Origin of the sequence: Micromonospora sp. NPDC049274 (assembly GCF_040678875.1) — a bacterium.
Lineage (GTDB): Bacteria > Actinomycetota > Actinomycetes > Mycobacteriales > Micromonosporaceae > Micromonospora.
This window is the reverse complement of record NZ_JBFAQS010000010.1, coordinates 187416-213524: the sequence shown is the minus strand read 5'-3', so window position 1 is coordinate 213524 and position 26109 is coordinate 187416. Positions and strand designations below refer to the sequence as shown.

Sequence of the window (26109 nt, the reverse complement as noted above, 5' to 3'; positions counted from 1 at the left end):
CAGCGATGTTCCCGCTCCGTAGGTACTCAATCACGGGACCCCGGGTTCGCGAGGAAGTTTCGGCGTCCTCCCCTCAGGAGACGAGCAACCCCTGGTGGCCGCCACTGTCGCGGAGCACCGACAGGGCCTCGACGGCCCCCAGCGGGGGCGGAGCGGGCAGGTCGTACGGCTGGGCGCGCAGGACCTCGGTGGCCCGGCGCGTCGGCACGGACGTCACCGGATAACCCCGGGCGGAGGTCCGGTCCAGCGCCCGCCGCCGCCTGCCGAAGCCCGCGACGGCCAACCACTGCGGCAGCCCGGCCAGGGCGGGTGAGCGCATCCCGGGAGGTTCGGGCAGCACGTCCACCGAGCTGAACGCCTCGCTGCCGGCCAGCCACCACTCGGCCTCGTCGACCGTGCGCCGGGTGGCGTTCTCACACCAGTACGGCACCATCCCCGCCCGTACCACCTGCCACGGATCGAGCAGTCGGCCGCATTCCACCACCAACCGGTCACCGGTCTTGCCGGCGGCCCGCAGCCACCGCCGGTACAGGTCGGCCACACCCGCGCTCAGCGCCGCCGGCCGGGGCGTCAGCACCCGGTGCAAGGGGTGCCCGTGCCGGGTCGCGAAGTCCCGCGCCGCCAGCTCGAACCCGGACTCCATGCCGTGCTCGGCGTCGCCGGACGGCGCCGACACCTCCGGCGGCGTCCACCCGGCGGCGTCCCCGCCCACGGCGCGCAGGACCTGCCGCAGGGCGTGGCTGTCGGGGTGGAAGTCGACCGGGTCCAGCCCACTGGCCGGGCAGCCGACCTGGTAGCTGTGCCCCGGGCCGCGCTCCGACACGGGCCAGGTGCGGGCGTCGCGTACCAGCAGCACCGGGGCGCCCGCGTCCAGCCGGTCGGTCAGGAACTGCGCGTACGCGGCCGGCAGTGCCCGCCAGCGGGCGACAAGCGACACGGTGACCCCGGTCAGCGATCCTCGGCTGGCCGGGCAGTGCACCTGACGCACGTGCACGTCGGGGTTGCCGACGAGCAGCCGCTCGGCGAGTACGCCGCCGTGTTCGACAGCCGCATCCGGGCGGTCCACGGCGCCGTCGCTCCAGTGGGCGGTCATCTCGAAGCCGGCGGGCAGCCACGGCACCCCGAGGGCCACCGCGAGGTGGGCCGCCGCGCCGTGCGGCGAACCGATGAGTACGCCCGGGTAGCTCCGGCGCGGGTACTGGTCGACGAACCAGCGGGCCACGCGTGCCGCATCCACCTCGCCGACCTGCTCGACGGTGAGGGCGACCCGCCCGGCGGCCCGGCTCACCGCTGCGCGGCGTACCGGCTCGGGGGTGCCCGGAAACCGTGACGCGGGTCCGGTGTGCCCGAGGTCGGCGCAGTCCACGCCGCGCAGCGCCCGGGCGGTGGCGGCGACCAGCACCCGGGCGGCGCTGCCCTGGGCCACGACCCGGTCGCCGGCCAGACCGGCGCCGTCGGCCGTCAGCCCCTTGTGCACCTTGTGCACCGGGCCCACCTTGCCTCGTTCGCTCACCACGCGGCCCGGCTTCCCGTCCCGATGGGGTTCAAACGGGGCATCACCCACCCGGCGGCAACAATCCACAGGTCAGCGGCGTTCGGCGACGATCAGCCCCGGGCGGCGGGAGCGGGCCGGCGGGGACGATCCGACAGGTGGGGCACACCGCGTCCGCACGGGGTTTCGTCGCCGCCGGGGCGGGCACTTCCGGGCCCATGCACACCGAGGACACCGGCGACTCCGCCGCCACGATCACCCCGTACGAGGATGGACCGCTGCTGGTCCGCGGCGACTTCTCCCTGGTCACCCCGGACGGCGAGCGGATCGACGCCCGCCGCGGCACGGTGGCGCTGTGTCGGTGTGGCAAGTCGGCGCTCAAGCCGTTCTGCGACGGCACCCACAAGGTGGTCAACTTCCGCGCGGGCACCGGCCGCGAGGCGTGACGCGACGGCGCCGCGCCTCGTGACGCACGAGCGCGCTCATGACGACGGAGCGAGGATGAACGGCCACCGCCTGTGCCGCGTCCTTGGACGCACACGGAGGCCGGGCAGGGCGCCTCGCCGGCCCAACTGCGGCAGGCCCGTCGAGGCCGTCAGACGACGACGGGCCGGGCAGCCGGCGGCGTCACAGCGGCGGACGCCGACACGGCGAGCGAGACGGTCGGCGGCACGGCCGGCGGCACGGGTGACCGCAGTGAGCTGCGGCCGGCGGACCAACTGTCCAGCAGGTGCGCCGCGAACAGCCGGTCCACCGCGAGTGCCGCCGCCGCGCCGAACAGCACGTCGGGGCCGAGTGCGGGCTCGGCACGGACCAGCCCGCCGCACAGGTCGTGCGCGGCGATCTGCTCGTGCACCGCGTCGGCCTCCACGTGCTCGTCGTAGAAGCGGGTGGCCACCTCGTCGAAGCCGAGCCGGCGCAGGCCGTTGCCGTAGCGGCGGTTGGGCAGGGACGAGGTCATCTCGAAGGCCGCCAGGTGCCCGAGCAGCGCGCCGCGCAGCCGTCGGTGCAGCCCGAACAGCGACATCAGGTTGTTGGTCGCCAGCGTCACGGCGGGCACCGCGTCCAGGTGGGCGCCGTAGCCGGTGTCCATGCCCAAGCGGTCGAGGGTGCGCCGGAACAACTCGGCGTGCATCCGGTCCAGCCTGCCGTTGCCGTACTCGTCGGTCTGGATCTCGACGAGGGCGGCCTTGGCGGGACCGCCGAGACGGGGCAGCGCCCAACTGTGCGGGTCGGCCTCGCGGAGGTGGTAGACGGAGCGGTGGGCGACGAACTCGCGGAACTGGGTGAGGTCGGCGCGTCGCTGGAGCGTGGCGGCCAGCGGCGGACCGTCGTCGGCCGCGACCAGGTCGCCCAGCCCGGCCGCCACCCCGCCGGCCGGCATCGCCGGCGCGCCGACCAGCCGGCGCAGCGCCGCCTCGAAGGGGCGCTCGGCGCGTGCCCGCAGAGCCAGCAGCGTGGGCTGCCACTCCCAGTCCTCGTCCACCCCGTGCCAACCCCGATAGTGCAGCTCGTAGCAGAGGAACAGGGTCAGTTGCAGGTCCTCGTCGCTGAACGGGTCCGCCGGGTCGAGGTCGACGCCCAGGTCGGGCGGCAGGTCGTGCGGCGGTCGGCGCAGCGCGTCGGTCACCGCGGCGGACAGCGGACCGCGTGGTTGCGGCAGGCGCGCGGGACCGTAGCGGCGGTCGGCGGGCTCCGGCATGTGACCTCCAGCGTCGTCGGGCCGCTACTGATGCCCTGATGAGGTACGCCTAAACGAGATCCTCGACGGCCACGGCCTGCTCCACCTGCTCGCGGACCCGCCGGGCGGGCTCCCCCTCGTCGTACAGGCCGCGCAGATCGGCGAAGGCCGGCTCCGGGGGCGCCAACGACACCGCCGGGTCGACGACCGCCTCCAGGACGCACGGGCGGTCCGCGGCGAGCGCCTCGTCCCAGGCGGCGCCGACCAGTTCCGGGCGGTCCACCCGGACACCGTGCAGCCCGAGCAGCCGGGCCCAGCCGGCGTACGGCACGTCCGGGCGACGGTGGGTGGGGTCGGACGACGGCTCCCGGCCGCCGCCCATGCCGTTCTGGTCGCGGTTGTTGAGCACGAGCACCACCAACCGTGGGTCGGTCCACCGCTGCCAGTGGTGCGACACCGTGATCAGCTCGGCGAGGCCGTTGAGCTGCATGGCTCCGTCGCCGAGCAGCGCGATCACCGGCTGGTCGGGCGCGGCGAGCTTGGCGGCCACCGCGTACGGCAGGGCGCACCCCATCGAGCCGAGGGTGCCGCAGAGCTGCGCGTTCACCCCGGGTGGCAGGACGAGGTGGCGGGCGTACCAGTAGAGAACCGAGCCGACGTCGACCGCGACCGAGCCGCTCTGCGGCACCCGGGTGGAGAGTTCCTGGAGCACGAGCTGCGGGTTGATCGGTTCGGCCGGCGCGGCGGCCCGGTCGGCGGCGGTCGTACGCCACCTGTCGACAGCGCTCTCCACCGTGGAACGCCAGTGCTGCTGAGGTCGGGAGGGCACCCGGGCCAGCAGCGCCCGCAGCGTCTCGGCGGCGTCACCGACAAGTGGCACGTCGGCCGGATACCGGCTGCCGATGCGGGTGCCGTCGATGTCGATCTGCACGGTGCGGGCCTGGTCGGGCATCGGAAAGTAGTCGGTCCACGGGTCGTTGGTGCCGACCAGCAGCAGCGTGTCGCAGCCGCCCATCAGTTCGGCGGCGGCCGGCGTGCCGACCTCGCCGAGCACCCCGGTGTGAAAGGGCAGCCGCTCGTCGAGGACCGGCTTGCCCAGCAGTGACGTGGCCACGCCGGCCCCGAGCCGGTCGGCCAGCTCGATGATCTCGGCGGCCGCGCCCCGGCCCCCCTGACCGACCAGGATCGCGGTGCGCTGGCCGGTGCCGAGCACCTGCGCGGCGGCGTCGAGGTCCGCCTCGTGCGGCAGCACCCGGGCCAGCGGCTCGCCCGGGGTCGCCGTGATCACGCCGGCCGCGTACGTCCCCAGGTCGGGCACCAGCGCCTCCTGCAGGTGCCGCGGCAGCACCACGCAGGTCGGGCTGCGGGTCGCCGCCGCGGTGCGGAACGCCTGGTCCAGCAGCGCCGGTACGCTCTCCGGGCTGCGGCCGTACTGGACGAACTGGTTGCACACGTCGCCGAAGAGCCGGCTCAGCCCGATCTGCTGGTGCGCGCCGCCGAGCGGCCCGGTGACGTCCTCGCCGACGATCGCCACGACCGGTTTGCTGTCCAGCTTCGCGTCGTACAGGCCGTTGAGCAGTTGCACCGCGCTGGGCCCCTGGGTGGCCAGGCAGACCCCGATGCCGCCGGTGAACTTGGCGTGCCCGGTGGCCATGAACGAGGCGGTCTCCTCGTGCCGGGCCGGGACGAACGCCGGGTCGCCGCCGGAGCGGTCCAGCGCCTCGACCAGCGGGGCGATCGCCGCGCCGGGGTAGCCGAAGGCGCGCGGGACCCGCCACGCCCGTAGCCGCTCCACCACCAGGTCCGCGACGCGACGCTCAGCCATTGCCGCGCCCCGGGGTGCCCTCGTCGACGTAGCGCAGCACCGCGCCCACGCCGTCGGTGAGCTGGGGCGCCTCGTCCGCGCCCAGCACGGTCAGCGCCGCGTCGGTGCCGACAAGCGCCCGCACCAGCGCCGCGTCGGCGCGTACCCGCTGCGGGTCGTTCACCGACATCGCGCTGAGCTGGGCCGGGTCGACGGCGATCTCGGTCGCTTCCGGGCCGATCCACAGCTCGCCGTTCGCCGACGGGTCGTCGACGATGAGCATGGTGTCGACCTGGTTGCGTTGCAGGGCGGAGACGACCGCGTCGAGGCCGGCGCCGACGTCCTCCTGCACGCCGAACCGGTCCAGCGCGGCGGTGATCCGCTGGTCGGCGACCTCCGCGATGGTCTGTACGGTGAGGTCGTCCAGCATGGTCTGGTCGGCGCCGCCGGCCCGGGACCCGGCGTCGGTACGCACCACCAGGTCCTGCCAGCGCTCCGGCATCTGGGCGGCGATCATCCCGGTGGCGCGGACGTCGCCGGCCACCACCACCACGTCCGCGCCGACCCTGTCGGCCAGCTCCACAGTCGCGGCGGTGACGTCGCCGGCGTTCTGGTGCCACGCCTCCATGGCGGCCCGCTGGTAGCGCGACTGGGACCAGCCGCCGGGCTGCACGCGGCGCAGCGGGAAGCTGTCCCGGCCGGCGACGTGCGCCCGTCGGGGCACCCCGCCCGCGCTGACCGCCATCGCGTCGCCGCCGGTGCGGTCGGCCACCACCCGGACCCAGGCCACCTGCTCGCCCCGCTGGGCGAGCAGCGGCATCACGTGCGGCAACGGGTCGAAACTGGCCAGGTCGCGCAGCGGCGGAGCGGACAGGTACTCGGAGAGCACCACCCGCCCGTGGCTGGCGAAGACGGCCAGGCCGTAGTCCCCGACCATCGGGTCGTGACCCCGGATCACCCGGTCCAGCGCGGCGATGCTCGCCTCGTCGGCGCCCTGTTCGGCAAGGCGCCGTTCCAGGGCACGCCAGCGCAGGTCCAGTGCCGGGTGGGCGTCCTCCGTGTCGGCGGAGGCGTCCAGGTACACCGAGCACCACGGCCCGGGTCGGTCGTAGAGCGGGCGCAGGAAGGACAGCTGCATGCTCGACCCCTTTCCAGCTCGGCCCCCCGCTTACCCTGCTCGCCCGGGATGTCACCTCGTGGCCGTGAGCCCGTGACCAGGTTTCATTCACGTCGTTCAACCGGGGACATCGATACGATCAGTGAACACAAGCGGACTCTCGGTGGTGGGGATGGACAGCGGACTCGATACCCGACGGATCGTGCACCCGACGGAGCGGATCGTCACCGGGCGGCTGGTCCGCCTGCTCGACGGCTACACACGTGAGATACGCGTGGGCCAGCCGGTGCTGGTCGCGGTGCTCGCCGCGGCGGCGTTCGCCCGGCTGCCGGCCCTGCTGCTGCGCGCGCTCTTCTCGTTCGGCGGCGGGGGCACGCGGCGGCGCTGGAAGGAGCTGAAGCAGGGCCCGGAGTATCTGGTGACCCCGGTCCGGCTGCGTAACTCCGCCGGTCAGCTCTGCGAGGTGGAGATGCACGGGCACCTGCCGCAGAGCGCCCTGCACCCGGCCGATCAGGTGCAGCTCACCCTGCGCCCGCAGCGCGACCCGGAGTTGCCGCCCCGCATCGAGCGGATCGTCAACCTCACCACCGGGCAGTTGCTCACCCCGCGTACCGCGACGCTCTGGTCGCACCTCGGCCCGCCGCTGCTGTTGCAGGCGGTGCTGGGCGCGCTGCTGCTCGCCGGCGTGGTGGCCTGCTCCACGCTCACCTGAGCCGCCGGCTGACGTTTCCCGGCCCGCCCCGGCGGGCACCGGCAGCGCATGTTCCCCGGATTCGCCCTGGACGAGATCGACGTCGGCCCGGTACGCCTACGGGTGCGCCACGGCGGCTCCGGTTCGCCCGTGGTGCTGCTGCACGGTCATCCCCGTACCCATGCGACCTGGCACCGGGTGGCGCCGCTGCTCGCCGAGCGGCACACGGTGATCTGCCCGGACCTGCGGGGGTACGGCGGTTCGACGAAGCCTGCGGAGACGGCCGACCACTCCGCGTACTCGAAGCGGGCGATGGCCCGCGACGTGGTCGCGCTGCTCGACGCGCTCGGTCACGAGCGCGCCGCGGTGGTCGGCCACGACCGTGGGTCGTACGCGGCGATGCGTACCGCCCTGGACCATCCGGAGCGGGTCAGTCGTCTCGGTGTGCTCGACGGGGTGCCGATCGGGGCGGCGCTGGCCACCTGTGACGCCCGGTTCGCCGCCCGCTGGTGGCACTGGTTCTTCCTGGGCCAGACCGACAAGCCGGCGGAACGGGTGATCAACGCGGACCCGGACGCCTGGTACGGCGGCTCCCCCGCCGAGATGGGCGAGGAGGCGTACGCGGACTACCACCGGGCCATCCACGACCCGGCGACTGTGCACGCGATGTGTGAGGACTACCGGGCGGGCCTGGGGCCGGACCGCGCGGCTGACGACGCCGACCGGGCGGCCGGGCGGAAGATCTCCTGCCCGGTGCTGTTCGTCTGGTCCGAGCGCGACGACATGGTGGAGTTGCACGGCGATCCGGCGGCGATCTGGCGCGAGTGGGCTGACGACGTGCGGGCCGCGTCTGTCGACTCGGGTCACCACATGGCGGAGGAGGCGCCGGAGGCCCTGGCGGCCGTGCTGGGCGACTTCCTGACCGACTGAGCGCTCAGCCGACCTCTGCCAGCGGCGCGGGCCGGCGACGTCGCCGCGGAACGGGCGGACGCGACAGCTATCACCGGGCCCCCCACTGGGTAGGAAAGAACCCTCGGGTCCTCCCCCGCCCGCCGGCCCCGTGCGAGGTTGGGGGGGTACCAGCGGTGACAGGGTGGTGACCATGGGCGAGGATGTCGGCGTTCGGACGTTCAGTCGGGAGGATCGGGCCCGGTACCGCGAGAAGGTGCGCAACTGCCTGGACGTCTTCGCCGAGATGTTGCGCGAGTCGCGGTTCGACATCGACCGGCCGATGACCGGCCTGGAGATCGAGCTGAATCTCGTCGACGAGGCGTCGAACCCTGCGATGCGCAACGCCGACGTGCTGGCGGCCATCGAGGACCCGAGTTTCCAGACCGAGCTGGGCCAGTTCAACATCGAGATCAACGTGCCGCCGCGCCGATTGACCGGCACCGGCACCGCCGGCTTCGAGGAGTACGTGCGGGCCAGCCTCAACGCCGCCGAGGAGAAGGCGCGGACGGTCGGCGCGCACATGGTCATGATCGGGATCCTGCCGACGCTGCGTCCCGAGCACCTGACCGCCGAGACGCTCTCGGCCAACCCGCGCTACAAGCTGCTCAACGAGCAGATCTTCGCGGCGCGGGGCGAGGACCTGCCGATCGCCATCAGCGGCGTGGAGCGCCTGGCGGTCACCGCCGACACCATCACGCCGGAGGCGGCCTGCACCAGCACCCAGTTCCACCTCCAGGTCAGCCCGGCGCAGTTCGCCGACTACTGGAACGCCGCCCAGGCGGTCGCCGGCATCCAGGTGGCGTTGGGCGCGAACGCGCCGCTGTTCTTCGGCCGGGAGCTGTGGCGCGAAACCCGCATCCCGCTGTTCCAGCAGGCCACCGACACCCGGTCGGAAGAGATCAAAGCCCAGGGTGTACGCCCCAGAGTCTGGTTCGGCGAGCGGTGGATCACCAGCGTGTTCGACCTGTTCGAGGAGAACGTCCGCTACTTCCCGGCGCTGCTACCGGTGTGCGACCCGCAGGACCCGGCGCAGACCCTGGCGGCCGGCGAGGTGCCCAACCTCGCCGAGCTGCGGCTGCACAACGGCACGATCTACCGCTGGAACCGCCCGGTGTACGACGTGTCGCGCGGCCGGCCGCACCTGCGCGTGGAGAACCGGGTGCTGCCGGCCGGGCCGACAGTGCTGGACACCATCGCCAACGGCGCCTTCTACTTCGGGTTGGTCCGCGCTCTGGCCGAGTCGGACCGGCCACTGTGGTCACAGATGTCGTTCAGCGCGGCCGAGGAGAACTTCACCAGTTGTGCCCGGCACGGCATCGACGCGCAGGTCTTCTGGCCCGGCCTCGGTTATCTGCCGGTCACCGAGCTGGTGCTGCGCCGGCTGCTGCCGATGGCGCACCACGGCCTGGACCGGTGGGGCCTCGACCCGGTGGAGCGCGACCGGCTGCTCGGTGTCATCGAGCAGCGCTGCCTGACGAGTCGCAACGGCGCGACCTGGCAGGTGGAGACGCTGCACCGGTTGGAGTCCGCCGATCACCTGGACCGGCCGGAGGCGCTGCGCGAGGTGGTCCGGCACTATGTGGAGCTCATGCACAGCAACCGGCCGGTGCACGAGTGGCCGATCCCCTGACGCGAGGCCAACCTCAGCCGCGCGGCGTGGGCACACCGAAGAGGTCGGTGATGCCGCCGGGGAGCTGGGCGAGCAGGTCGTGTCGCTGGTCGTCGTCGAGGGCCTCGGCGACGGTACGCAGCACCGCCTGAGCGTGTTGACGCACCTGGTCGGCGTTCGCGACCTGCTCCCGGTCGCCGACGTGCTTCAGGAAGTCGCCGATGTCCCACCGGCGGCCCTGCGGATTGCGGGTCACCGACCCGTTCAGTCGGTCCGGTAGCTGGGCCGCGAGGTGGTCGGCCTCCTGTCCGGCGAGCCGTTCGCCGAGCACCGACAGGACGGCCTGCACGGAACGTACGGCCTCGTTCTCCCCCAGGTCGGCGCGCTGCCGGACCGTGGCGATCATCTGCTCGTACTCCATGAACCGCTCCCTTCGTCTCCTCGACCGGCCGTGCGGCCTGCCGGGCGAACGGGGCGGTTTCCCCGGCTCGCCGGGCACAAACGGGGGGCCGGAAAGCGGTGGCCGGGGACGACGGCGCGCAGGTGGCGGCAGACCGGCACGGACTCACCCACCGGCGGGCGGCGGATCGTCGCGCAGCCGGCTGTAGAGATACCCGTCGCGCCACGCACCGGCCCGAAACTCGCAGGCCCGCATGACACCTTCGAGCTGGAAGCCGGCCTTCTCCAGCGCCCGCTGCTCGGCGACGTTCTCCGGGTGGGTGCCGGCCTGGATGCGCTGCGCCGGTGTGTGGTGGAACAGGTAGTCGCAGAGCATCGCCTGGGCTCGCCACCCGATGCCCCTGCCCCGCCACTCGGGGAGCAGCACGATGCCGATCTCCCAGTACGACGCCAGCCCGGCGTAGCGGCCGGAGGTGTAACTGACGACGCCGGCCGCGGCCGGATCCTGCTCGACCTCGACGACGAGCCTCCCGTCGTCGGCGCCGAGCCAGCCGTCGACGGCGAACCGGCGGGCCGGCGCCCCGGCGTCACGGAAACCGGCCCAGTCCAGCCCGATCAGCCCCGGCTCGGTGCAGAATCGCCGCATCATCGCCAGGTCGGGCTCGGCAGCGGGCCGCAGCCGAATATCCACGTCGATCCCGGGCCCCGTCGTACCGCCGTCCGCACTCTCCATCTCGGACACGCTAGCCACATCGACGCTCAGTGTGGGGTCCCGCTCACCCCGGGAGGGCGCCGCCGGTCGGGTGTGGACGGCCGGTCAGACCGTGAGGAGCACCTTCGTGCAGTCGTCCTGCTTCTTCTGGAAGATCTTGTAGCCCTTCGGGGCGTCCCGCAGCGGCAGGCGGTGGCTGACGATGAAGCTCGGGTCGATCTCGCCGCGCCGGATGCGCTCCAGCAGGGGCCGGGTGTAGCGCTGCACGTGACACTGGCCGGTCCGCATGATCAGCGACCGGTTCATGAACGCGCCCATCGGGAACTTGTCGACGACACCCCCGTACGCGCCGATGACCGACACCACCCCGCCGGAGCGGCAGGCCAGGATCGCCTCCCGCAGTGCGAACGGCCGTTCCGTCTCGGTCCGCGTGGCCTGTTTCGCCCGGTCGTACGCGTACAGGGCCGCGTTGCCGTGGTGGCCCTCCAGGCCGACCGCGTCGATGCACGCGTCGGGTCCGCGGCCTGCGGTCATCTCGTTGAGGGTGTCCAGCACGTCGGCCTCGTCGTAGTTGATCGTCTCGGCGCCGGCGTGCTCCTCGGCGAGCCGCAGCCGGTACGCGAACCGGTCGATGACGATCACCCGCTCCGCACCGAGCAGCCGGGCGCTGGCGGCGGCGAGCAACCCGACCGGCCCCGCGCCCCAGACGGCGATGACCTGCCCCGGTTTGATGTCACACATCTCGGCGCCCATGTAGCCGGTCGGGAAGACGTCGGCGAGCAGGACCGCCTGGTCGTCGGGGACGTCGTCGGGCACCTTGAGCGGGCCGACGTCGGCGAACGGCACCCGGGCGTACTCGGCCTGGCCGCCCGCGTACCCGCCGAGGAGGTGGGAGTAGCCGAAGATGCCGGCCGGCGAGTGGCCCATGACCTTCTCGGCGATCCCGGCGTTGGGGTTGGAGTTCTCGCACACCGAGTACAGGCCGCGCTGGCAGGAGGAGCAGTGCCCGCAGGCGATCGGGAACGGCACCACCACCCGGTCGCCGGGTTTGAGGTTGCGCACCTGCGGGCCCACCTCCACCACCTCGCCCATGAACTCGTGACCGAGGATGTCTCCCTTGCGCATCGCGGGGATGTAGCCGTGGTAGAGGTGCAGGTCGGAGCCGCAGATCGCGGTGGTGCTGATCTTCACGATCGCGTCGCGGGCGTTCATGATCGTCGGATCGGGCACGTCGATCACCTTGACGCGGTCGGTGCCCATCCAGGCGGTTGCCTTCATCTGCGGGATCCCTCTCGACGGCGTGGGTGGTCAGCGACGGGACGCCGGCAGCGGCTGCGCGGGCCGCTGCATGGCCTGCTGGCGTACGGAGATGCCGTTCGGGCTGCCTTCGGAGCGGACCACCTCGCCGGCCTCCAGCACCTGCTTGAACCGGCGCAGGTCGTCGCGGACCTGCTGCTCGGGCTCCTCGCCGAAGAGCTTCGCCACCGCCCGGCCGAGCGCGCCGGCCGGCGGCGCGTAGCGCAGGCGCACCCGCACCTCGGTGCCCCGGTCGCCCGGCGCGGGCACGAACAGGACCCGCCCGGCGTTTGCCACCCGGGTGCCCGGCAACGAGCGCCAGGTGATCGACCTGTTCGGCTGGTCGTCGATGATCTCGGCGTCCCACTCGACGTGGCGTCCGGCCGGGCCGCGCGCGACCCAGTGGGAGCGACGCAGGTCGTCGGCGCGTACCGACTCCAGGTGCGCCATGAACTTCGGCAGGTTCTCCATGTCACGCCAGAACCGGTACGCCTCGGCGGGCGACCGGTTCACTGTCACCGCGATCTCCATCCGGATCACCCGGGCGCGGGCCCGTCGGGCGCGGCCGGCGGTGATGGCGACGGCCGTGTCCAGGGCGGCGATGCCGGCGATCGCGGCGGTCGTCAGCGCCACGCGCCGTCGTCGTTCACCGCGACGGTCGGCCATGGCCCGGCCCAGCAGGGTGAGGTCGAGCGCGTCACCTGCCACCCGCGTCCACGCCCAGCCGGCGGGGCGACGGCCGGTGAGCAGGCCGACGGCGTGCACCAGCTCGCGTACGCCGACGGCCGGAATGACCGCATGCGCCGCCGAGGAGTCGTCCACGCCGGTCAGTCGCGCGAGGGATCGGGGCGCGGCCAGGGCGCCCACGCCCAGGGCCAGGCTCACGAGGCCCAGCGCCCTCGGCAGGGTCGCCGGCACCGGCCCGTCCAGCTCGGGCAGGAGCACATCGTCGACGCGGTTCATGCTCGGTCCCTTCCGGTCGGTGTGACCGCCGGTAGGGCGGCGGTCGTCCCGCCCTCGTGACGCTATGCGGTACTCCCACCCCATGCGCCCGGTTCAGGATAGAAGGTGCGATGACAGCACCCAGCGGACCACGGTGATCAGGCCGACGACGGTGAGCGCCACGAGGGCCAGACCGCTCAGCGCCGTGACCAGGCAGCCCCCCGCCTCCCGCCACGAGGTGGGTGCTCCCGCCCGGGGTCCGTCCTCGGTCCAGGCGACCGCGAAGGGACCCTGTCGCTCGATCTGCCGGACCAGGCGGGCGAGCCGCGCGCCCGCGACCGGACCGAGCCGGTCGGTGGGGTCGTCGATCATCTTCAGTGCGCGCAGGCGTTGCCATGCCTGCGGGTAGGACCTCTCGAACGCGGCGATCTCCTGCGCGCTGGCGTCCTCGTCGAGGAACCCCCACCGCCCGGCCTCGGCCGGGTTGCCGACCTGCCGGTACAGCGCGGCACGCCGGGAGCGCAGCTCCAGGTCGTCGGGGTACGCGGCGTTCAGGCTCGCCAGGCGCTGCATCGCCGGGTGGACGTGCCCACGCCGCAGGTCGTCCTCGATCTTCGCCAGTACGTGCTCCCGCGCCATGGCCGACATTGTGAGCGGTACGCGGGCCGCGCCGACACTCGAATTCGGCCGAGCCCCATATTCCGACCGGCCACCGGAACCTTCTCCCCGGCCCGTTGGTGAGAGTGGTGGAGAGGGGAGGTGACGGTGTCCGAGGGCGATCTGATCTCCGAGCTCTACGCCGGCTGTTTCCGGCGGCTGGTGGTCCAGCTGTACGCGGTGACCGGCGACCTGAGTGAGGCGCAGGAAGCGGTCCAGGAGGCGTTCACCCGGGCACTGGTGTCGCCTCGGCGCTTTGCCGGGCTGGAGAATCCGGAGGCGTGGCTGCGTCGCGTGGCGGTGAACTGGGCCCGCAGCCGCTACCGACGCCGCCGGCGTCCGACCGCACGGCGCGACTGCTGGTCAGCCGGGACGACGGGCGGACCTTCCTGGTCGCCCGGGAGTACGGCCCAGTCGTCGGGTCGGTCTGCGTCGCCCCCGGGTACGCCTGGCTCTTCGGCCGTGCCGTCGGATCGGTCGACGAGCCTGACCACCTGCTGCTCACCACTGACGCGACCACCTGGGCCCGCTTCACGCTCGCGCCGTGACGGGCCGGATGCCCGGTGACGACGGAAGCCTTTCCGAGCGAGGAATGGAGTGCCGCCGACCGGGTAACCGCATGCGCTCCTACCAGCGGCTGGGGAGGTCGGATGACGGCGACCAGTGACTTCTTCTCGCGACTGGCCGCTGCCTGCCAGGATCCGCGTTTCAGCAAGGTGTGTGGGAGCGTGCGCTTCGACATCGGTGACGGGGACGACCTGGAGCAGTGGCTTCTGATCATCGACCACGGCCGCATGGAGGTGACGAGGAGCCCCGATCCCGCGGACACGGTCATCAGGGTGTCCGTGCCGGTGGCGGACGCGATGGCGCGGGGTGAGGTGAACGGGCTGGCGGCGATCACCCGCGGCGAGATCCTGGTCGACGGTGACCTCGGCCTGGCGTTGCGGCTCGGTCGGCTGTTTCCCCGCGCGAACAGCGGCGGGGAACAGAACGAACAGCCGACGCCGAGCGGCGCGTCGTGAGGGACATCCCGGGCACCGTGTCGTGTATCGACGGGAACACGTTCATCGTGTCGGACGCCAGTGGTGACGTGGAGTCCTCCCCGGCCACTCCGGTCGGGCTGTTCGCCGCCGACACGCGCTTCCTGTCCCGCTGGGTGCTCACCGTCAACGGTGAGCGCATGGCCGCCCTGTCGGTGGATGACAGCCAGTACTACGAGGTCACGTTCTTCGTGGCGCCGGGCGGGGCCGTCGACTACGTCGAGGCGGACGTGTCCGGCATCCGGCGGCGACGCATCGGTCCGGACCTGACCGAGTCGCTGACGATCTTCAACTACGGCCAGGGGGTTGTCGACCTGGACGTACGCCTGGAGGTGGCGGCCGACTTCGCCGACATCTTCGAGATCAAGTTCGACATCCACGACAAGGCCGGCACCAGCTACACCCAGGTCGACGGGGGCGAGTTGCGGTTGGGCTATCGGCGCGGCACGTACCGCCGGGAGGTCGTCGTGTCGGCGAGCGAGAAGGCCACCATCGACCCGGGCGGCCTCCGGTTCGCGGTGCGCCTGGAGCCCGGGCACCAGTGGACCACGCAGTTGCAGGCCGCCATGCGGACGCTGCGCCCGGACGGCGTCGACCTGCGTGACGCCCTGCGGGCGCAGCGGCCGGACGACTCGACCCTGCCGGACAGCGTGCGGGAGTGGGTCGCGCAGGCCCCGACACTGGACACCGAGAGCGCGGCGCTGCAGCAGGTGTACCACCGCAGCCTGGTGGACCTGGCGGCGCTGCGCTTCGCGCCGCTCTCGCTCGGCGGCGCGACCGTACCGGCGGCCGGGTTGCCCTGGTTCATGACCCTGTTCGGCCGCGACAGTCTGCTGACCTGCCTGCAGACCCTGCCCGTCACACCGTCGTTGGCCCCGCCGACCCTGCGGATCCTCGCGTCGTTGCAGGGCGCCCGGACCGACGACGTCCTGGAGGAGGATCCCGGCCGGATCCTGCACGAGCTGCGCTACGGGGAGTCGGCCGCGTTCGAGGAGCAGCCACACTCGCCGTACTACGGCACGGTCGACGCGTCACCCCTGTTCGTGGTGCTGCTCGACGAGTACGAGCGGTGGAGCGGCGACACCGCGCTGGTGATGGAGTTGGAGCAGGAGGCTCGCGCGGCACTGACCTGGATCGACACGTACGCCGACCTGACGTCGACAGGCTACGTCTGGTACCAGAAACGCAACCGCGCCACCGGGCTGGACAACCAGTGCTGGAAGGACTCCTGGGACAGCATCTCCTACGCCGACGGCCGGCTGCCCGGGTTCCCGAGGGCCACCTGCGAGACGCAGGGGTACGCCTACGACGCCAAGATCCGTGGGGCGCGGATGGCGCGCGCCTTCTGGGGTGACCCGGACTACGCCGACCGGCTGGAACGCGAGGCGGCGGCGCTGTACGACCGCTTCAACCGCGATTTCTGGCTCGACGACCAGGGCTACTATGCCCTCGCGCTCGACCACGACGGGACCCCGGTCGACAGCCTCTCCTCCAACATCGGGCACCTGCTGTGGAGCGGCATCGTGCCACCGGAGCGAGCGACGCGGGTTGTCGAACATCTGATGGGGCCGGCGCTGTTCTCCGGCTGGGGGGTGCGGACCTTCGCCGAGGGGCAGGGCCGCTACAACCCGCTCGGATACCACAACGGCACGGTCTGGCCGTTCGACAACTCGTTCATCGCCTGGGGTCTGCGTCGCTACGGGTTCGCCACCGAGGCGGGTCGCATCGCGGAGAGCATCCTCTCCGCCGCGACCTACTTCCAGGGTCGGCTGCCCGAGGCGTTCGGAGGGTTCGACCGCGGCACCACCCGGTACCCGGTCCGGTACCCGACCGCCGGCAGCCCGCAGGCGTGGTCCAGCGGAGCGCCGATGCTGCTGCTGCGCACGATGCTCGGGATCGACCCGCACGACGACCATCTCGCCGTGAACCCCGCGTTGCCGTCCGCCTTCGCCCGGGTGGCGCTGCTGGACATACCCGGCCGGTGGGGCCGGGTCGACGCGTTCGCCCGGCATCGCACCGAGCAGCGCTGATCAGCCGGTGGGGCCGGCCTCCAGCCTCGCGTGCAGGACCTCGCGGGCCTGTTCGGCGGCGCGGGTGATGCTCTCGCTCATGAAGTCCAGGAATCGGGCGATGTTCTCCAGGCGGGTGCCGGCGGGTGTGTGCGGGCCGAGGACGGCGACGCCCTGGCGTGCCGTCTCGACGACCTGGTCGTTGGCGCGGGCGCTGGCGATCGTCGCCTGGTAGAAGAGCTCGTTGTCGACGACGTAGCGGTCGCGGCGGCGCTCGTCGCGGTCGCGGCGCACGAGGCTCTGGCTCTCGAGGAAGGCGATCGCCTTGGAGATGGACGCCGGGCTGACCTGGAGGCGCTGGGCGAGCTCCGACGCGGTGAGGCTGCCCGTGTCGGTGGTGAACAGGCAGGTAAGCACCCGGGCCGGCATCTTGTTGAGGCCCGAGGCCATGAGGACTGTCGTGAACGTCTCCGCGTACTCGGCGACGGCCTCGGCGTCCCGGCCGTGCGGCTGCGGGGCCGACTCCGCCGCGCGGGTGGAGGCGGGCGCGCGTCGGCGGGCGCGACGTTCGGTGGCGCGGTGGGCCAGGTCGGCGCGGTACGCGTTCGGGCCGCCGTTGCGCAGCACCTCACGGGTGACCGTCGACGTCGGACGGTCGAGCCGCCGGGCGATCTCGGCGTAGGGAAGGCTGTCGGCCAGCCCCAGCGCGATCTGCTGGCGTTCCTGCTGGGTGAGTCTGCCTCCCGGCATCGCGATCTCCTCCGTGGTGGTTGTCGTAGCGGCCCCGCGCGCCCCCACCATAGCGTTCACCGACATCCGATTGCAATGGCGGCCGCTCGTTGCGTTGCGTTATCCAATGGACCATTGCAACGGTTTTAGCTGTTCTAGCTGCGAATATGCTATTGGTACGCAACGAGGTTGTTGCCGGTTACTGGAAAGCAACGTAGCGTTTCGTGTATCAGAAAAGCCGAACGAGCACCGGAGCACACCATGCAGAGCTTTCCGACCCCCGCCCCCATCTCCGCCGTCCTGGACCTCCCCGCCGGTCGCGTCCAGGTCATCGCCGCCGACCGCGCGGACACCACGGTCGAGGTCCGGCCCACCGATCCCGGCCGGGACCGCGACACCCGGGCCGCGGAGAGGACCACCATCGCGTACGCCGACGGCGTTCTGCGCGTCACGGCCGCGCCTGCCACCAACCGGCTCGTGGGCCCCTCGGGCTCGGTGGAGGTGACCGTGCGACTGCCCGCCGACTCCCGCGTCGAGGTTCGGGCCGCCAGCGCCGAACTGCGCGGCGTCGGACGCCTCGGCGACGTCACCGTCGACGGCGCGTACCGCCACATCAAAATCGACGAGGCCGCGAGCGTGCGCCTCACCGCGATCGACGGCGACGTCGAGGTCGGTCGGCTCAACGGCCCGGCCGAGATCAGCACGACGCGGGGCGACATCCACGTCGCCGAGGCCTGGCGCGGCACGGTCGTGCTGCGTACCCAGTCCGGAGACATCTCGGTCGCCGCCGCCGCCGGCGTCTCGGCCGCCCTGGACGCCGGCACCGGTCACGGCCGCGTCCGCAACGCCCTCACCAACACCGGCAACGCCGACCTCGACATCCATGCCACCACCGCGCGCGGCGACATCACCGCCCGCAGCCTCTGAACCCCCAACCCCTCAGGAGTACGACAATGACGACGAACAACCCCTCCTCGACCAGCTCGACGTGGACCGGCATGGTGCCGGTCGACGACACGGCCCTGGCCGTCACCGACACCGGCGGTCCCGGCATCCCGGTGGTCTTCCTCAACGGCCAGTTCGCCACGCAGGGATACTGGCGGCACGTGATCGCCGACCTGGGCGCCGGGTGGCGGCACATCACCTACGACGAACGAGCCCGGGGCAGAAAGTCGGGACGCTCGGCGGACTATTCGTTCGAGGCGGCCGTCCGGGACGTCGACGCCGTCCTCGCCGCCCGGGGCGTGGACCGTGCGGTGCTCGTGGGCTGGTCCTACGGGGCGGTCGTCGGCGCGCACTGGGCCCACCGCAACCCACACCGCGCCATCGGCGCGGTGCTGGTCGACGGCGCCTTCCCCTACGACTGGCTGGACGAGGCCATGGAGCAGCGCATTCGCAAGCTGTTCCGGCGGATGCGCTGGTTCCTGCCGCTGCTGCGCCCGACGGGCCTGGCGCCGCGTATGAACGCCGACGAGCAGGCGGAGAGCAACATCGAGCTGGGGCGACTCTCCAGCGAGCGCGAGCTGGGTCCGGTGCTGGACGCCATCACCGTCCCGGTGCGGTACGTGGTCGCGTCGGGGACGTCCTTCGGCAGCAAGGGCGACGAGCAGGAACGCATCCGCACCAGCCTGGACGCGGTGACCGCCCGCAACCCGAACATCCGCGTCGGCGCGAAGGTCACCAGCAACCATGGCGCCATCCTCAAGAAGGACTTCGCGGCCGTCGCCACAGCCGTACGCGAGGTCGCGGCCCTCGACCCCACGAAACGCTGACGACCACGCCGCCGCTCACCCGGTCCCGGCTCCCCCGTCGCCTCGGCGACCGGGCAGCCGGGACGGCAGGCGCCGCCGGGACAGCCGCGACGATCCGGCGGCCAGGGACGGCCCGGCGGCCAGGGACGGCCCGGACGGCCACGACCACCGGACGGCCAGAGACGACCCGGACGGCCAGAGGCGACCCTGGCGGTCGGGGCCGGGTCACGCCCGGTGGGCGAGGTGTCGGTCGCGTCCTTTGGAGCTGATTCGTTTGCGACATCACCGGCCGCACGGGGCGTGGCACGGGTCGCGACCACAGTCGACGGCCGGAAAGCGCGTTGATTCGTTCACGACATCAGCTCCATAGGAGCCATCCACCCCCTCAGCCGCTGCCAGACCACCCCCAGCCGCACCGCACCGCACTGCCGCAGCCGCAGCCGCAGCCGCAGCCGCAGCCGCATCGTGCAGCCGTCGCCACACCGTCACCGCCACGGCCGCCCCGCCAACTCGTGGCACGTCCCCACCTGTCCCGCCCCTCTGCTGGCCTCGCCGCCGGCCAGCACCCCTTCGCCGTGACAGGGGGCTGCGCGCGGGCCGGTGCCAGCTGCCGCGACCGCCTGTTACTCCACCGTCCAGGTGATGGCGGGAGGCTGGACCCGGGCGCACACCGGCTCCCCGGTCGCGTCCGTCAGCCCCAGTCTGCCGACCAGGAGCCCGCCGTCGTCGTGTGCGGCGCGCAGCAGCGCGGTCGGGACGTCGGTGAACATCAGCTTCGCTCGTCGGAACATCGCGAACCTGTCCTCGGTCACCGTGCCCCAGCTCAGGTACAGAAACCGCGCTCCGGGACGGCCGTGCACGAACGGCCCTCCGACGTCCAGCATCCCGTCGACCTCCCGGCTGGACACCTCGACGGTCCAGGTGGCGGTGATCGCGTCGGCCGGCACGCGATCGATCACCTCGGTTTTGCGCTGGACCCCTACGTGCACGTTGCCGAGCCGCAGCGCGTCGGCGCCCGCGCCACCGCGCCGACCCGGGAGGTCGCTGCCCTCGATTCGAACGCGCACGGCGCCTCCGGTTTCTCCCACGTCGACCGCCTGCTGCGCCGACGGATGGCGCACCCATCCCCGGGTGGCCGCTAGACGATCGTAAAAAGGCGGTCAGCCGGATGCACGACGGCAGCCAGCGCCGCGCCCGGCACGAGAGCCGGATCGACCGGTCGGATCGATTCCGCCTCGAACGTAGCGAATCCGGGTCCGCTGATCCGCAGGCGCAGTTCCAGTGCGGGCTCCTCGCCGCCCGGCTGGTTCGTCACCGCGAGAATCTCCGCCGTCGCCGCGACACCGCCGCTGGACAGCCGACGGGCGTCGCGGCGTGAACGGGTGACCAGCCGCAACCCGAGGACGCCGAAGCCGACTCCGATGATCGTCGCGAGGATGCCGCCGGCGAGAAGGCCCCAGAACTCGGCGGACGACCGCGGTGGCGCCGGCGTCACGGCGACGGCGAGCAGGATCGGGCCGGGCAGGCAGATGGCCAGGAACACCAGTCGGAAGAGCAACGCGCCGACTGGACCGACCCGCGCCTGCGCCTCCCGTGGTGCACTGATCACCCTCGAACTGTAGTCCGGCGCCCACCGGACCATCTTCGGGTGATCCGCGCGCGGCACCACGGCCGTGCCCCGACCCGCGGCCCGGTTCAGGGCCGGGTCGCCTGAGCGGAATCGGCCGACTCCGGAGGTTGCTCGCCGGTGGCATCATCGCCTCATGAACGTTCGTCGTCTGGCGGCCATCGACATGTACGGCAGCCGGGGCACCACCCGCCGACGGCGGATCATCCTGGCCGAGTTCCTCGTCGGTGTGGTCGCCATGGTGGCGTGGGGCAGTTGGCTGTTGGCGTCCTCCGACGACCTCGGCGCCCGGGTGTTCGGCCTGTGGCTCGTCGGGGCGGGCCTCAACTACGCTCCGCTGTCCGCGTACGCCATCATGCTGACGCGGCGCGGCGCCCTCGACGCCGAGTTGACCGGCGCCGACACGGACCGGGAGCTCCGCCGCTACACCGTCCTTCAGCTGTGGGTCTTCGTGCCGCTGTCGCTCGTCGTCTTCGCCATCCGCGACGTACTGGCCCGACGCGGAGCGCGGACGACCTGACGGACGGTCCGGGTCGCCGTCAGCGGCGCGGGCGGGTGCCGCGGCCGCCGACGGCTTCCCGGTACGCGCGTTGCTGCTCCCGGTGCCGTTCTTCCCAGGGCCGGACGGACCTCGCGGCGAGGCACCAGCCGGCCCAGACGCAGCCGCCCGCGACGAGCAGCAGGAAGAACGCGGCCACCACCTCGTCGAACGAGGGCAGGGCCCCGGCGATGCCGAGGGAACGCTCCAATTGCCGGTGGTCGCGGAAGTCGAGGTAGTCGCTCGCCATAGCTCCGCCCACGACGACGAGCACCGGGAAGGCGATCAACTGCAGCAGCAGGCCGTACCGGGATCGGTCGATCCAGGCGGCGGGCGAGGCCGGCGCCGGCGCGTACGCCCCGCCGAGCCGGAACGCGGCCGGGACGAGCACGATCGCGGCGGCGAGCCCGCCCGCCACGAGCTGGGCGCTCAGGATGCCCGCGACCCCCGGATGGGTCCAGCCCAGGGCCAGCCAGGTGAGAAGGACAAAGAGGCCCGTCCACCCGACGACGAACGTCAGCGCCCGACCCACGGCTGCCGCCCGAGCGGCCAGGCTGACCCGCTGCGCCTCGGCGGCCTGCAACGCGTCGATCTGCCGCTGTACGTTGCGGCGTTTCTCGGCGGCCGCCCGCTCGCGCTCCGCCTCCCGCCGGGCCGACTCATCGGCTTGCCGCCGGGCGGCCTCCGCGTCCCGTCGCGCCTGCTCCTCAGCTAGCCGCGCGGCCTCCGCCTTCCGTCGCGCCTGCTCTTCGACGCGTCGGGCGGCCTCCGCCTCGCGTCGGGTCCGCTCGTCGGCCCGTCGGGCGGCGTCCGCTTTCCGCCGGGCGGCCTCCGCCTTTCGCCGGGCCCTCTCGGCGGGGCCGACGAACGGCGGCAGCGGGTGGGGGCGGGTGCGTTCCCGCAGCGGGTGCCGCGGTGGCAGGTCGGCCGGGACCCGCCACCCGAGGTCGGTGCCGAGCACCACCCGCATCTCACCGACCAGTCGGTCGGGCAGGAGCGTCGCGACACCCGAGGCGTTGCGCCGGGCGTCGAGGCCGTCGACCACGAGCACCAACCGTTCGCCCCGCTGTTCGCATGCCCGGGCGGCCTCGGTGTACCGGCTCAACAGGTGCGCCTCCCCAGTGGCCCTGGTGAGATGACCCGGCATGGACCCGTCGGTCAGCTCGACCAACTGCTCCAGCACCACGTCGACGAACGCGTCGCGGGTGTCCTGTTCGGCGCGGCGGGCGATGGCGAAGAACGACACGACCCGTACGCCCGGGGGCGGGTGGAGCACGAACCAGGACAGCAGCGCGGTCATCCCGGCGCCCGGCTCGGCCTCCCACCGCTGGTACGCGCCCGGCCCGTCAGCCGTGCAGAAGGCCGCGAGCCGCGCCAGCTCGGCATCCCGGTCGAGCAGCTCGGCCGGGGTGATCCGCTGCACCTCCGCCAGGTACGCCGATCGCACGATCGGGCCGAAGTTGATGTATTGGAGGCTGTTGTCGCCGAACTGCACGCCCCGGGCGTGGCGGGCGTCGATGCCGCGCGACCGGTTGTCCTCCGGCTGCCCGCTGTCGCCCATCCGCCCGGCTGCCTCAGTTGAAGGTGATGTGCTGGATGCTGGCGCTGCCGAACTGGACGCCCTGTGCCCCGCGCGCGTCGACCGGCCCGATCTCGGTGCGGGCAGCGGGCGCCTCGGCGCGCGCCAACAGGTCCCGCGCGAGGCGGAGGATCTGCTCGTCCCGGTCGACGCCCGCTCGGGTGAGTTCGTCGGCGAGGCGTATCTGCCAGACGTCCGATTCGGTGCCCTCGGCCTCCAACGACCGCAGCGCCTCCTGGCCGTCGCCCGTCAGCCGGCGGCGGACCAGGCTGCGGAAGCTCTCGGCGGCGTCGCGGACCGCGACGCTGGTCGCGTCGGTGACGCCAGTCGACACACCGAGCGCCAGCGCGGAGAGAAGCAGTTCCACACCGTCCACGAGCACCTCCGTCAGCGACGCCAGCAACGTGCCCCTATTGCACCATCCGGACACCGCGCGTGGGCACCCACGCCGACGCCCCGCGCCGGGTGGTGGGTGCGGCGGCGATCGTCCACGCAGGTGGCGGGCGGGCACGCCACCTGGTGTCCGGATGACGACAGGCCCGGTGAGGTCACCATCGCGGCGATGGCGCGACCGGAACAGCCACCGCCGCGGGAGGCCCTAGGGTGCAGGCATGGTTGACAGTCGTCAGGTGCTGCGCTTCCGTGTCCGGGCCCAGCAGCTCGACAGGGCTGAGGGCACGCTCGCCGACACCGCCGTCCTGGCCATCGGTGTGCAGAACACCGGCCCCGACGGCGCCCGGTGGGCGTTGGCCGCGCGCGGGGTCGACGTGACCGCGTTGTCCGACGAGCACGTGGTCCTGCTGTGGACGGTGCGCGGCGCCCCGCACCTCTACCGGCGGGCCGACGTGGGGCGCGTGGTGGCAGCGCTCGAACCGTTCTCCGATGCCGACGCGGGCAAGCGCATCTACGACGCCGCCAAGCCGTTGAAGGCGGCCGGCATCGCCAACCTCGCGGCCCTGGACGAGGTGGCAACCCGCATGCGGGCCATCGTCACCAGGCCGACGGTCAAGGGTGACGTGTCCGGCCGCTTGGCCGCGATGCTGCCCGAGCCGTATCAGCGGTTCTGCCGGCCGTGCGACGCCACACACATCTACGAGATGCCGTTCCGGCTCGCCGCCGTGCGCGCGGGGCTGGAGTTGGAGCTCGACACGTCACCACCGGTCCTGCGACGCATCACCGGGTTCCGCAGGGCGGCCAGCGCGGGCGACCGCTTCGACCTCGTCCGCGCCTACCTTCGCCTGCTCGGCCCGGCCACCCCGAAACACGTGGCCGACTATCTCGACGCCCCGGTCAAGGACGTGAAGGCCCGCTGGCCCGACGACGTGATCGAGGTGACTGTCGACGGGGAGGCGCGCTCGCTGCTGGCCGCCGACGCGGAGGCGCTGGACTCGGCCGACGCCGTGGGCACCCACCTCCTCGGCCCGTTCGATCTGTTCCTCCAGGCCAAGGACCGGGCGACCCTGGTGCCGGCCGCCGCCCGCGCCAAGGAGCTGTGGCCGGTGCTGGGTCGCCCCGGCGCCGTCCTGGTCGACGGTGACCTCGTCGGCACCTGGCGTCCACGTAAGTCCGGCAGGACGTTCACGGTCGCGGTCCAGCCCTGGCAGCCGCTGTCGCGTACCGCGCGCGCGGCCGTCACCGCACAGGCCGAACGTCTTGCCGCCCACCGCGCCGTCTCCCTCACCGGCGTCGACTTCGGCAGTTAGGTCCCCGCGCGTCGAACGGGCTGAGAGACTGCGGAGACCCCTCGGCACTCGACTGCGGAACGCGCCGACGCCCGACGCGCGGAGAGGGGCGAGGATGCAACCGACCTGGCTCCTGGTGCTGGCCTGGGTCTCCCTCTCGGTCGGCGTCGTCAGCTGCGCGATCGTCATCACCGACACTTACCTTCGCGGGCACCGTCAGCCGGTCCGGGTCATGGAGATCGTCTGGTTGGTGACAGTCCTCTACATCGGCCCGGCGGCCGTGCGCCTCTACTGGAACTGGGGTAGGCCCGAGGCGTTCTCCCGCCGGCGGCGCGAGGACCAGCCCCGCAGTCCGCACCGGGGCATCGTCGTCACCCAGGTGTCGCGCTGCGGCGCCCACTGCGCCCTCGGTTTCGTCGTCGCCGAGGTGGTCCTGTACCTGATGAGATCCGACCCGGCCCACGAGACCCTGTGGGTCGACTACGCCGGGGACTACCTGGCGGCGGTGGTGATAGCGGTGCTCTTCCGGTACGTCGGCGCGCCCGGTCGCAGCGGCACGAAGGTCTGGCACGCGCTGTCCACGGTCGCCCGGGTCGAACTGCTGACCATCACCGCGTTCGAGCTGGCGCTGTTCGGGTGGCTGACGCTCGCGCACCGCGTGGTCTTTCCGGAGCCACCCCTGCGACCCGACAGCCCGATCTTCTGGTTCGCCGGCCAGTTGGGGCTGATCGCCGGCTTCGTCGCGGCGTGGCCCACCGCCTCCTGGCAGCTCGGTCGGGGGCTGAGAATCGAACGGCGCCTCTCCCACGACTGACCGCGACCCGACGGCGAGTGGATCGTGGCGGCTGGGTGAAATTCGGTGGCCAGGAGGCCGTTGGCGGTCTAGCGTGCCCGCCGTGCTCCCCAACGAAAAGATCATCGGACAGGCCCTGGACCGGATCGAGGCAGGGTACGTCTTTCCGGACCGGGTCGCGGACATCGACGCCGCGATCCGGCGCCATCTCGCGGCGGGCGACTACGACGACCTGGACGGGCCGGCGCTCTGCGAGACGGTGACCGTTCACCTCCAGCAGGCCTGCCCGGACAGGCATCTGCGGCTGCTGTGGTCGGACCGGCCGCAGTCACTGGATCCGGCGGACGAGGACGGGGGGCAGGCCGCGTTCCGCGCGCTGCTGCGCGCGGAGAACCAGGGGATCCGCCGCGTCGAGCACCTGGACGGGAACGTCGGGCTCGTCGACGTGCGGCGCATCGCGTACGCCGACGACGGCGCCGCCGCGATCGGCGCGGCCATGCAGCTCGTCGCCCTCAGCTCCGCGCTCATCCTGGACCTGCGCGCCTGCTCCGGCGGAACACCGGAGGGCGCCGCGATGTGGTGCAGCTACTTCTTCCGCGACGACCAGGTGCACCTCAACGACTTCTACGAGCGGTCCACCGGCGCCACGCGCCAGTTCTGGACGACCGCGCACCTTCCCGCGCCGCGCTACGCGGAGCGTCCGGTCCATGTGCTCACCAGCGCGATGACGTTCTCCGGGGGCGAGGACGTGGCGTACACCCTGCAGGCGCACGGCCGTGCTGTCGTCGTCGGTGAGACGACGCGTGGCGGCGCGCATCCGACGGCCCGCCACCCCGTCACCGAACACATCCTCGTGACCGTGCCGACCGCCCGGACCATCAACAGCGTCACCGGCACCAACTGGGAGGGCGTCGGAGTGGTGCCCGACGTGCCCGTCCCGGCGGACCAAGCGCTCGACACGGCACTCAAGGCCATCGCGGGCGCCTAGCCGGATCAGGCGGCACAATGGA

General features: G+C 72.6%; 27 protein-coding genes and 1 pseudogene. 14 read left to right on the top strand and 14 right to left on the bottom strand.

The features are described from left to right. Positions 1 to 73: 73 nt before the first annotated feature. The gene (locus AB0K10_RS20585; RefSeq protein ID WP_363685757.1) at positions 74 to 1465 is read right to left on the bottom strand and encodes a hypothetical protein; all 1392 of its coding nucleotides are present in this window, start codon (positions 1463 to 1465) and stop codon (positions 74 to 76) included. Positions 1466 to 1650: 185 nt separating this feature from the next. Here AB0K10_RS20585 and AB0K10_RS20580 point away from each other — a divergent pair, with 185 nt between their 5' ends. Beyond that, entirely contained in the window at positions 1651 to 1938 is a 288-nt protein-coding gene (locus tag AB0K10_RS20580) for a CDGSH iron-sulfur domain-containing protein (protein ID WP_363685660.1), read from the top strand. Between the two features lie 149 nt (positions 1939 to 2087). Here AB0K10_RS20580 and AB0K10_RS20575 read toward each other — a convergent pair whose 3' ends face one another. From AB0K10_RS20575 to AB0K10_RS20565, 3 genes are read right to left on the bottom strand one after another with little or no spacing between them, the layout of a single operon-like run. Beyond that, positions 2088 to 3194, bottom strand: coding sequence for an iron-containing redox enzyme family protein (locus AB0K10_RS20575; protein WP_363685658.1), 1107 nt, complete (start codon positions 3192 to 3194; stop codon positions 2088 to 2090). Between the two features lie 49 nt (positions 3195 to 3243). Further along, positions 3244 to 4998, bottom strand: coding sequence for a thiamine pyrophosphate-binding protein (locus AB0K10_RS20570; RefSeq protein WP_363685656.1), 1755 nt, complete (start codon positions 4996 to 4998; stop codon positions 3244 to 3246). After that, positions 4991 to 6115, bottom strand: coding sequence for a Vms1/Ankzf1 family peptidyl-tRNA hydrolase (locus tag AB0K10_RS20565; protein ID WP_363685654.1), 1125 nt, complete (start codon positions 6113 to 6115; stop codon positions 4991 to 4993). Before AB0K10_RS20565 ends, AB0K10_RS20570 begins: the two co-directional genes overlap by 8 nt. Positions 6116 to 6257: 142 nt before the next feature. Between AB0K10_RS20565 and AB0K10_RS20560 the strand changes: the two genes are divergently transcribed. The 3 genes from AB0K10_RS20560 (at position 6258) to AB0K10_RS20550 (ending at position 9366) form a co-directional block, all read left to right on the top strand. Further along, positions 6258 to 6806 carry a hypothetical protein gene (locus AB0K10_RS20560; RefSeq protein ID WP_363685755.1) on the top strand — a complete coding sequence of 183 codons (549 nt, stop codon included), beginning with the start codon at positions 6258 to 6260 and terminating at the stop codon, positions 6804 to 6806. A 48-nt stretch (positions 6807 to 6854) separates the two neighbouring features. After that, positions 6855 to 7715, top strand: coding sequence for an alpha/beta hydrolase (locus AB0K10_RS20555; protein WP_363685652.1), 861 nt, complete (start codon positions 6855 to 6857; stop codon positions 7713 to 7715). Between the two features lie 172 nt (positions 7716 to 7887). Next, positions 7888 to 9366, top strand: a complete 1479-nt coding sequence (locus AB0K10_RS20550) for a glutamate--cysteine ligase (protein ID WP_363685650.1) — start codon at positions 7888 to 7890, stop codon at positions 9364 to 9366. A 13-nt stretch (positions 9367 to 9379) separates the two neighbouring features. On the opposite strand, the gene AB0K10_RS20545 is transcribed toward AB0K10_RS20550, so the two are convergent. The 5 genes from AB0K10_RS20545 to AB0K10_RS20525 form a co-directional block, all read right to left on the bottom strand. Continuing rightward, entirely contained in the window at positions 9380 to 9766 is a 387-nt protein-coding gene (locus tag AB0K10_RS20545; RefSeq protein ID WP_363685648.1) for a DUF2267 domain-containing protein, read from the bottom strand. 144 nt (positions 9767 to 9910) lie between these two features. Continuing rightward, entirely contained in the window at positions 9911 to 10477 is a 567-nt protein-coding gene (locus tag AB0K10_RS20540; protein ID WP_363685646.1) for a GNAT family protein, read from the bottom strand. Positions 10478 to 10561: 84 nt separating this feature from the next. Then, on the bottom strand, positions 10562 to 11734 hold the full coding sequence (locus AB0K10_RS20535; RefSeq protein ID WP_363685644.1) for a zinc-dependent alcohol dehydrogenase: 1173 nt from the start codon (positions 11732 to 11734) through the stop codon (positions 10562 to 10564). A 30-nt stretch (positions 11735 to 11764) separates the two neighbouring features. Beyond that, entirely contained in the window at positions 11765 to 12715 is a 951-nt protein-coding gene (locus AB0K10_RS20530) for an SRPBCC family protein (RefSeq protein ID WP_363685642.1), read from the bottom strand. Between the two features lie 93 nt (positions 12716 to 12808). Then, complete coding sequence (locus AB0K10_RS20525) at positions 12809 to 13333, bottom strand: DUF6584 family protein (protein WP_363685640.1); 525 nt, start codon at positions 13331 to 13333, stop codon at positions 12809 to 12811. Positions 13334 to 13453: 120 nt separating this feature from the next. Here AB0K10_RS20525 and AB0K10_RS20520 point away from each other — a divergent pair. The 4 genes and pseudogenes from AB0K10_RS20520 to AB0K10_RS20505 form a co-directional block, all read left to right on the top strand. Further along, a pseudogene (locus AB0K10_RS20520) lies at positions 13454 to 13630 on the top strand (hypothetical protein); the annotation flags it as partial. Positions 13631 to 13632: 2 nt separating this feature from the next. Continuing rightward, positions 13633 to 13899: a hypothetical protein gene (locus AB0K10_RS20515; RefSeq protein WP_363685762.1), complete on the top strand. Its 267-nt coding sequence runs from the start codon at positions 13633 to 13635 to the stop codon at positions 13897 to 13899. Between the two features lie 102 nt (positions 13900 to 14001). Continuing rightward, positions 14002 to 14373, top strand: coding sequence for an SCP2 sterol-binding domain-containing protein (locus AB0K10_RS20510; protein ID WP_363685638.1), 372 nt, complete (start codon positions 14002 to 14004; stop codon positions 14371 to 14373). Between the two features lie 5 nt (positions 14374 to 14378). Continuing rightward, positions 14379 to 16421: a glycogen debranching N-terminal domain-containing protein gene (locus AB0K10_RS20505; RefSeq protein WP_363685753.1), complete on the top strand. Its 2043-nt coding sequence runs from the start codon at positions 14379 to 14381 to the stop codon at positions 16419 to 16421. Here AB0K10_RS20505 and AB0K10_RS20500 read toward each other — a convergent pair whose 3' ends face one another. Next, positions 16422 to 17150: a helix-turn-helix domain-containing protein gene (locus tag AB0K10_RS20500; RefSeq protein ID WP_363685636.1), complete on the bottom strand. Its 729-nt coding sequence runs from the start codon at positions 17148 to 17150 to the stop codon at positions 16422 to 16424. A gap of 240 nt (positions 17151 to 17390) precedes the next feature. Here AB0K10_RS20500 and AB0K10_RS20495 point away from each other — a divergent pair, with 240 nt between their 5' ends. After that, positions 17391 to 18056 (top strand): DUF4097 family beta strand repeat-containing protein, encoded by a 666-nt coding sequence (locus AB0K10_RS20495; RefSeq protein ID WP_363685634.1) that lies wholly within the window; start codon positions 17391 to 17393, stop codon positions 18054 to 18056. Positions 18057 to 18082: 26 nt separating this feature from the next. Then, on the top strand, positions 18083 to 18901 hold the full coding sequence (locus AB0K10_RS20490; RefSeq protein WP_363685632.1) for an alpha/beta hydrolase: 819 nt from the start codon (positions 18083 to 18085) through the stop codon (positions 18899 to 18901). A gap of 602 nt (positions 18902 to 19503) precedes the next feature. Here AB0K10_RS20490 and AB0K10_RS20485 read toward each other — a convergent pair. Together AB0K10_RS20485 and AB0K10_RS20480 are read right to left on the bottom strand one after the other, a co-directional pair. Then, positions 19504 to 19947 (bottom strand): DUF5990 family protein, encoded by a 444-nt coding sequence (locus AB0K10_RS20485; RefSeq protein ID WP_363685630.1) that lies wholly within the window; start codon positions 19945 to 19947, stop codon positions 19504 to 19506. Positions 19948 to 20018: 71 nt separating this feature from the next. After that, positions 20019 to 20489, bottom strand: coding sequence for a hypothetical protein (locus AB0K10_RS20480; RefSeq protein WP_363685628.1), 471 nt, complete (start codon positions 20487 to 20489; stop codon positions 20019 to 20021). A 154-nt stretch (positions 20490 to 20643) separates the two neighbouring features. Here AB0K10_RS20480 and AB0K10_RS20475 point away from each other — a divergent pair, with 154 nt between their 5' ends. Next, entirely contained in the window at positions 20644 to 21027 is a 384-nt protein-coding gene (locus AB0K10_RS20475) for a hypothetical protein (RefSeq protein WP_363685626.1), read from the top strand. A 19-nt stretch (positions 21028 to 21046) separates the two neighbouring features. Here AB0K10_RS20475 and AB0K10_RS20470 read toward each other — a convergent pair whose 3' ends face one another. Together AB0K10_RS20470 and AB0K10_RS20465 are read right to left on the bottom strand one after the other, a co-directional pair. Beyond that, on the bottom strand, positions 21047 to 22606 hold the full coding sequence (locus AB0K10_RS20470; RefSeq protein WP_363685624.1) for a hypothetical protein: 1560 nt from the start codon (positions 22604 to 22606) through the stop codon (positions 21047 to 21049). 13 nt (positions 22607 to 22619) lie between these two features. Next, on the bottom strand, positions 22620 to 23000 hold the full coding sequence (locus AB0K10_RS20465; protein ID WP_363685623.1) for a hypothetical protein: 381 nt from the start codon (positions 22998 to 23000) through the stop codon (positions 22620 to 22622). A 235-nt stretch (positions 23001 to 23235) separates the two neighbouring features. On the opposite strand from AB0K10_RS20465, the gene AB0K10_RS20460 reads away from it, so the two are divergent. The 3 genes from AB0K10_RS20460 (at position 23236) to AB0K10_RS20450 (ending at position 26087) form a co-directional block, all read left to right on the top strand. Further along, a complete protein-coding gene (locus tag AB0K10_RS20460; protein WP_363685621.1) occupies positions 23236 to 24327 on the top strand; it encodes a winged helix DNA-binding domain-containing protein in 1092 nt (363 codons plus the stop codon). A 94-nt stretch (positions 24328 to 24421) separates the two neighbouring features. Then, positions 24422 to 25120: a DUF4396 domain-containing protein gene (locus AB0K10_RS20455; protein WP_363685619.1), complete on the top strand. Its 699-nt coding sequence runs from the start codon at positions 24422 to 24424 to the stop codon at positions 25118 to 25120. Between the two features lie 82 nt (positions 25121 to 25202). After that, the gene (locus AB0K10_RS20450) at positions 25203 to 26087 is read left to right on the top strand and encodes a S41 family peptidase (protein WP_363685617.1); all 885 of its coding nucleotides are present in this window, start codon (positions 25203 to 25205) and stop codon (positions 26085 to 26087) included. The last annotated feature ends 22 nt before the right edge of the window (positions 26088 to 26109 follow it).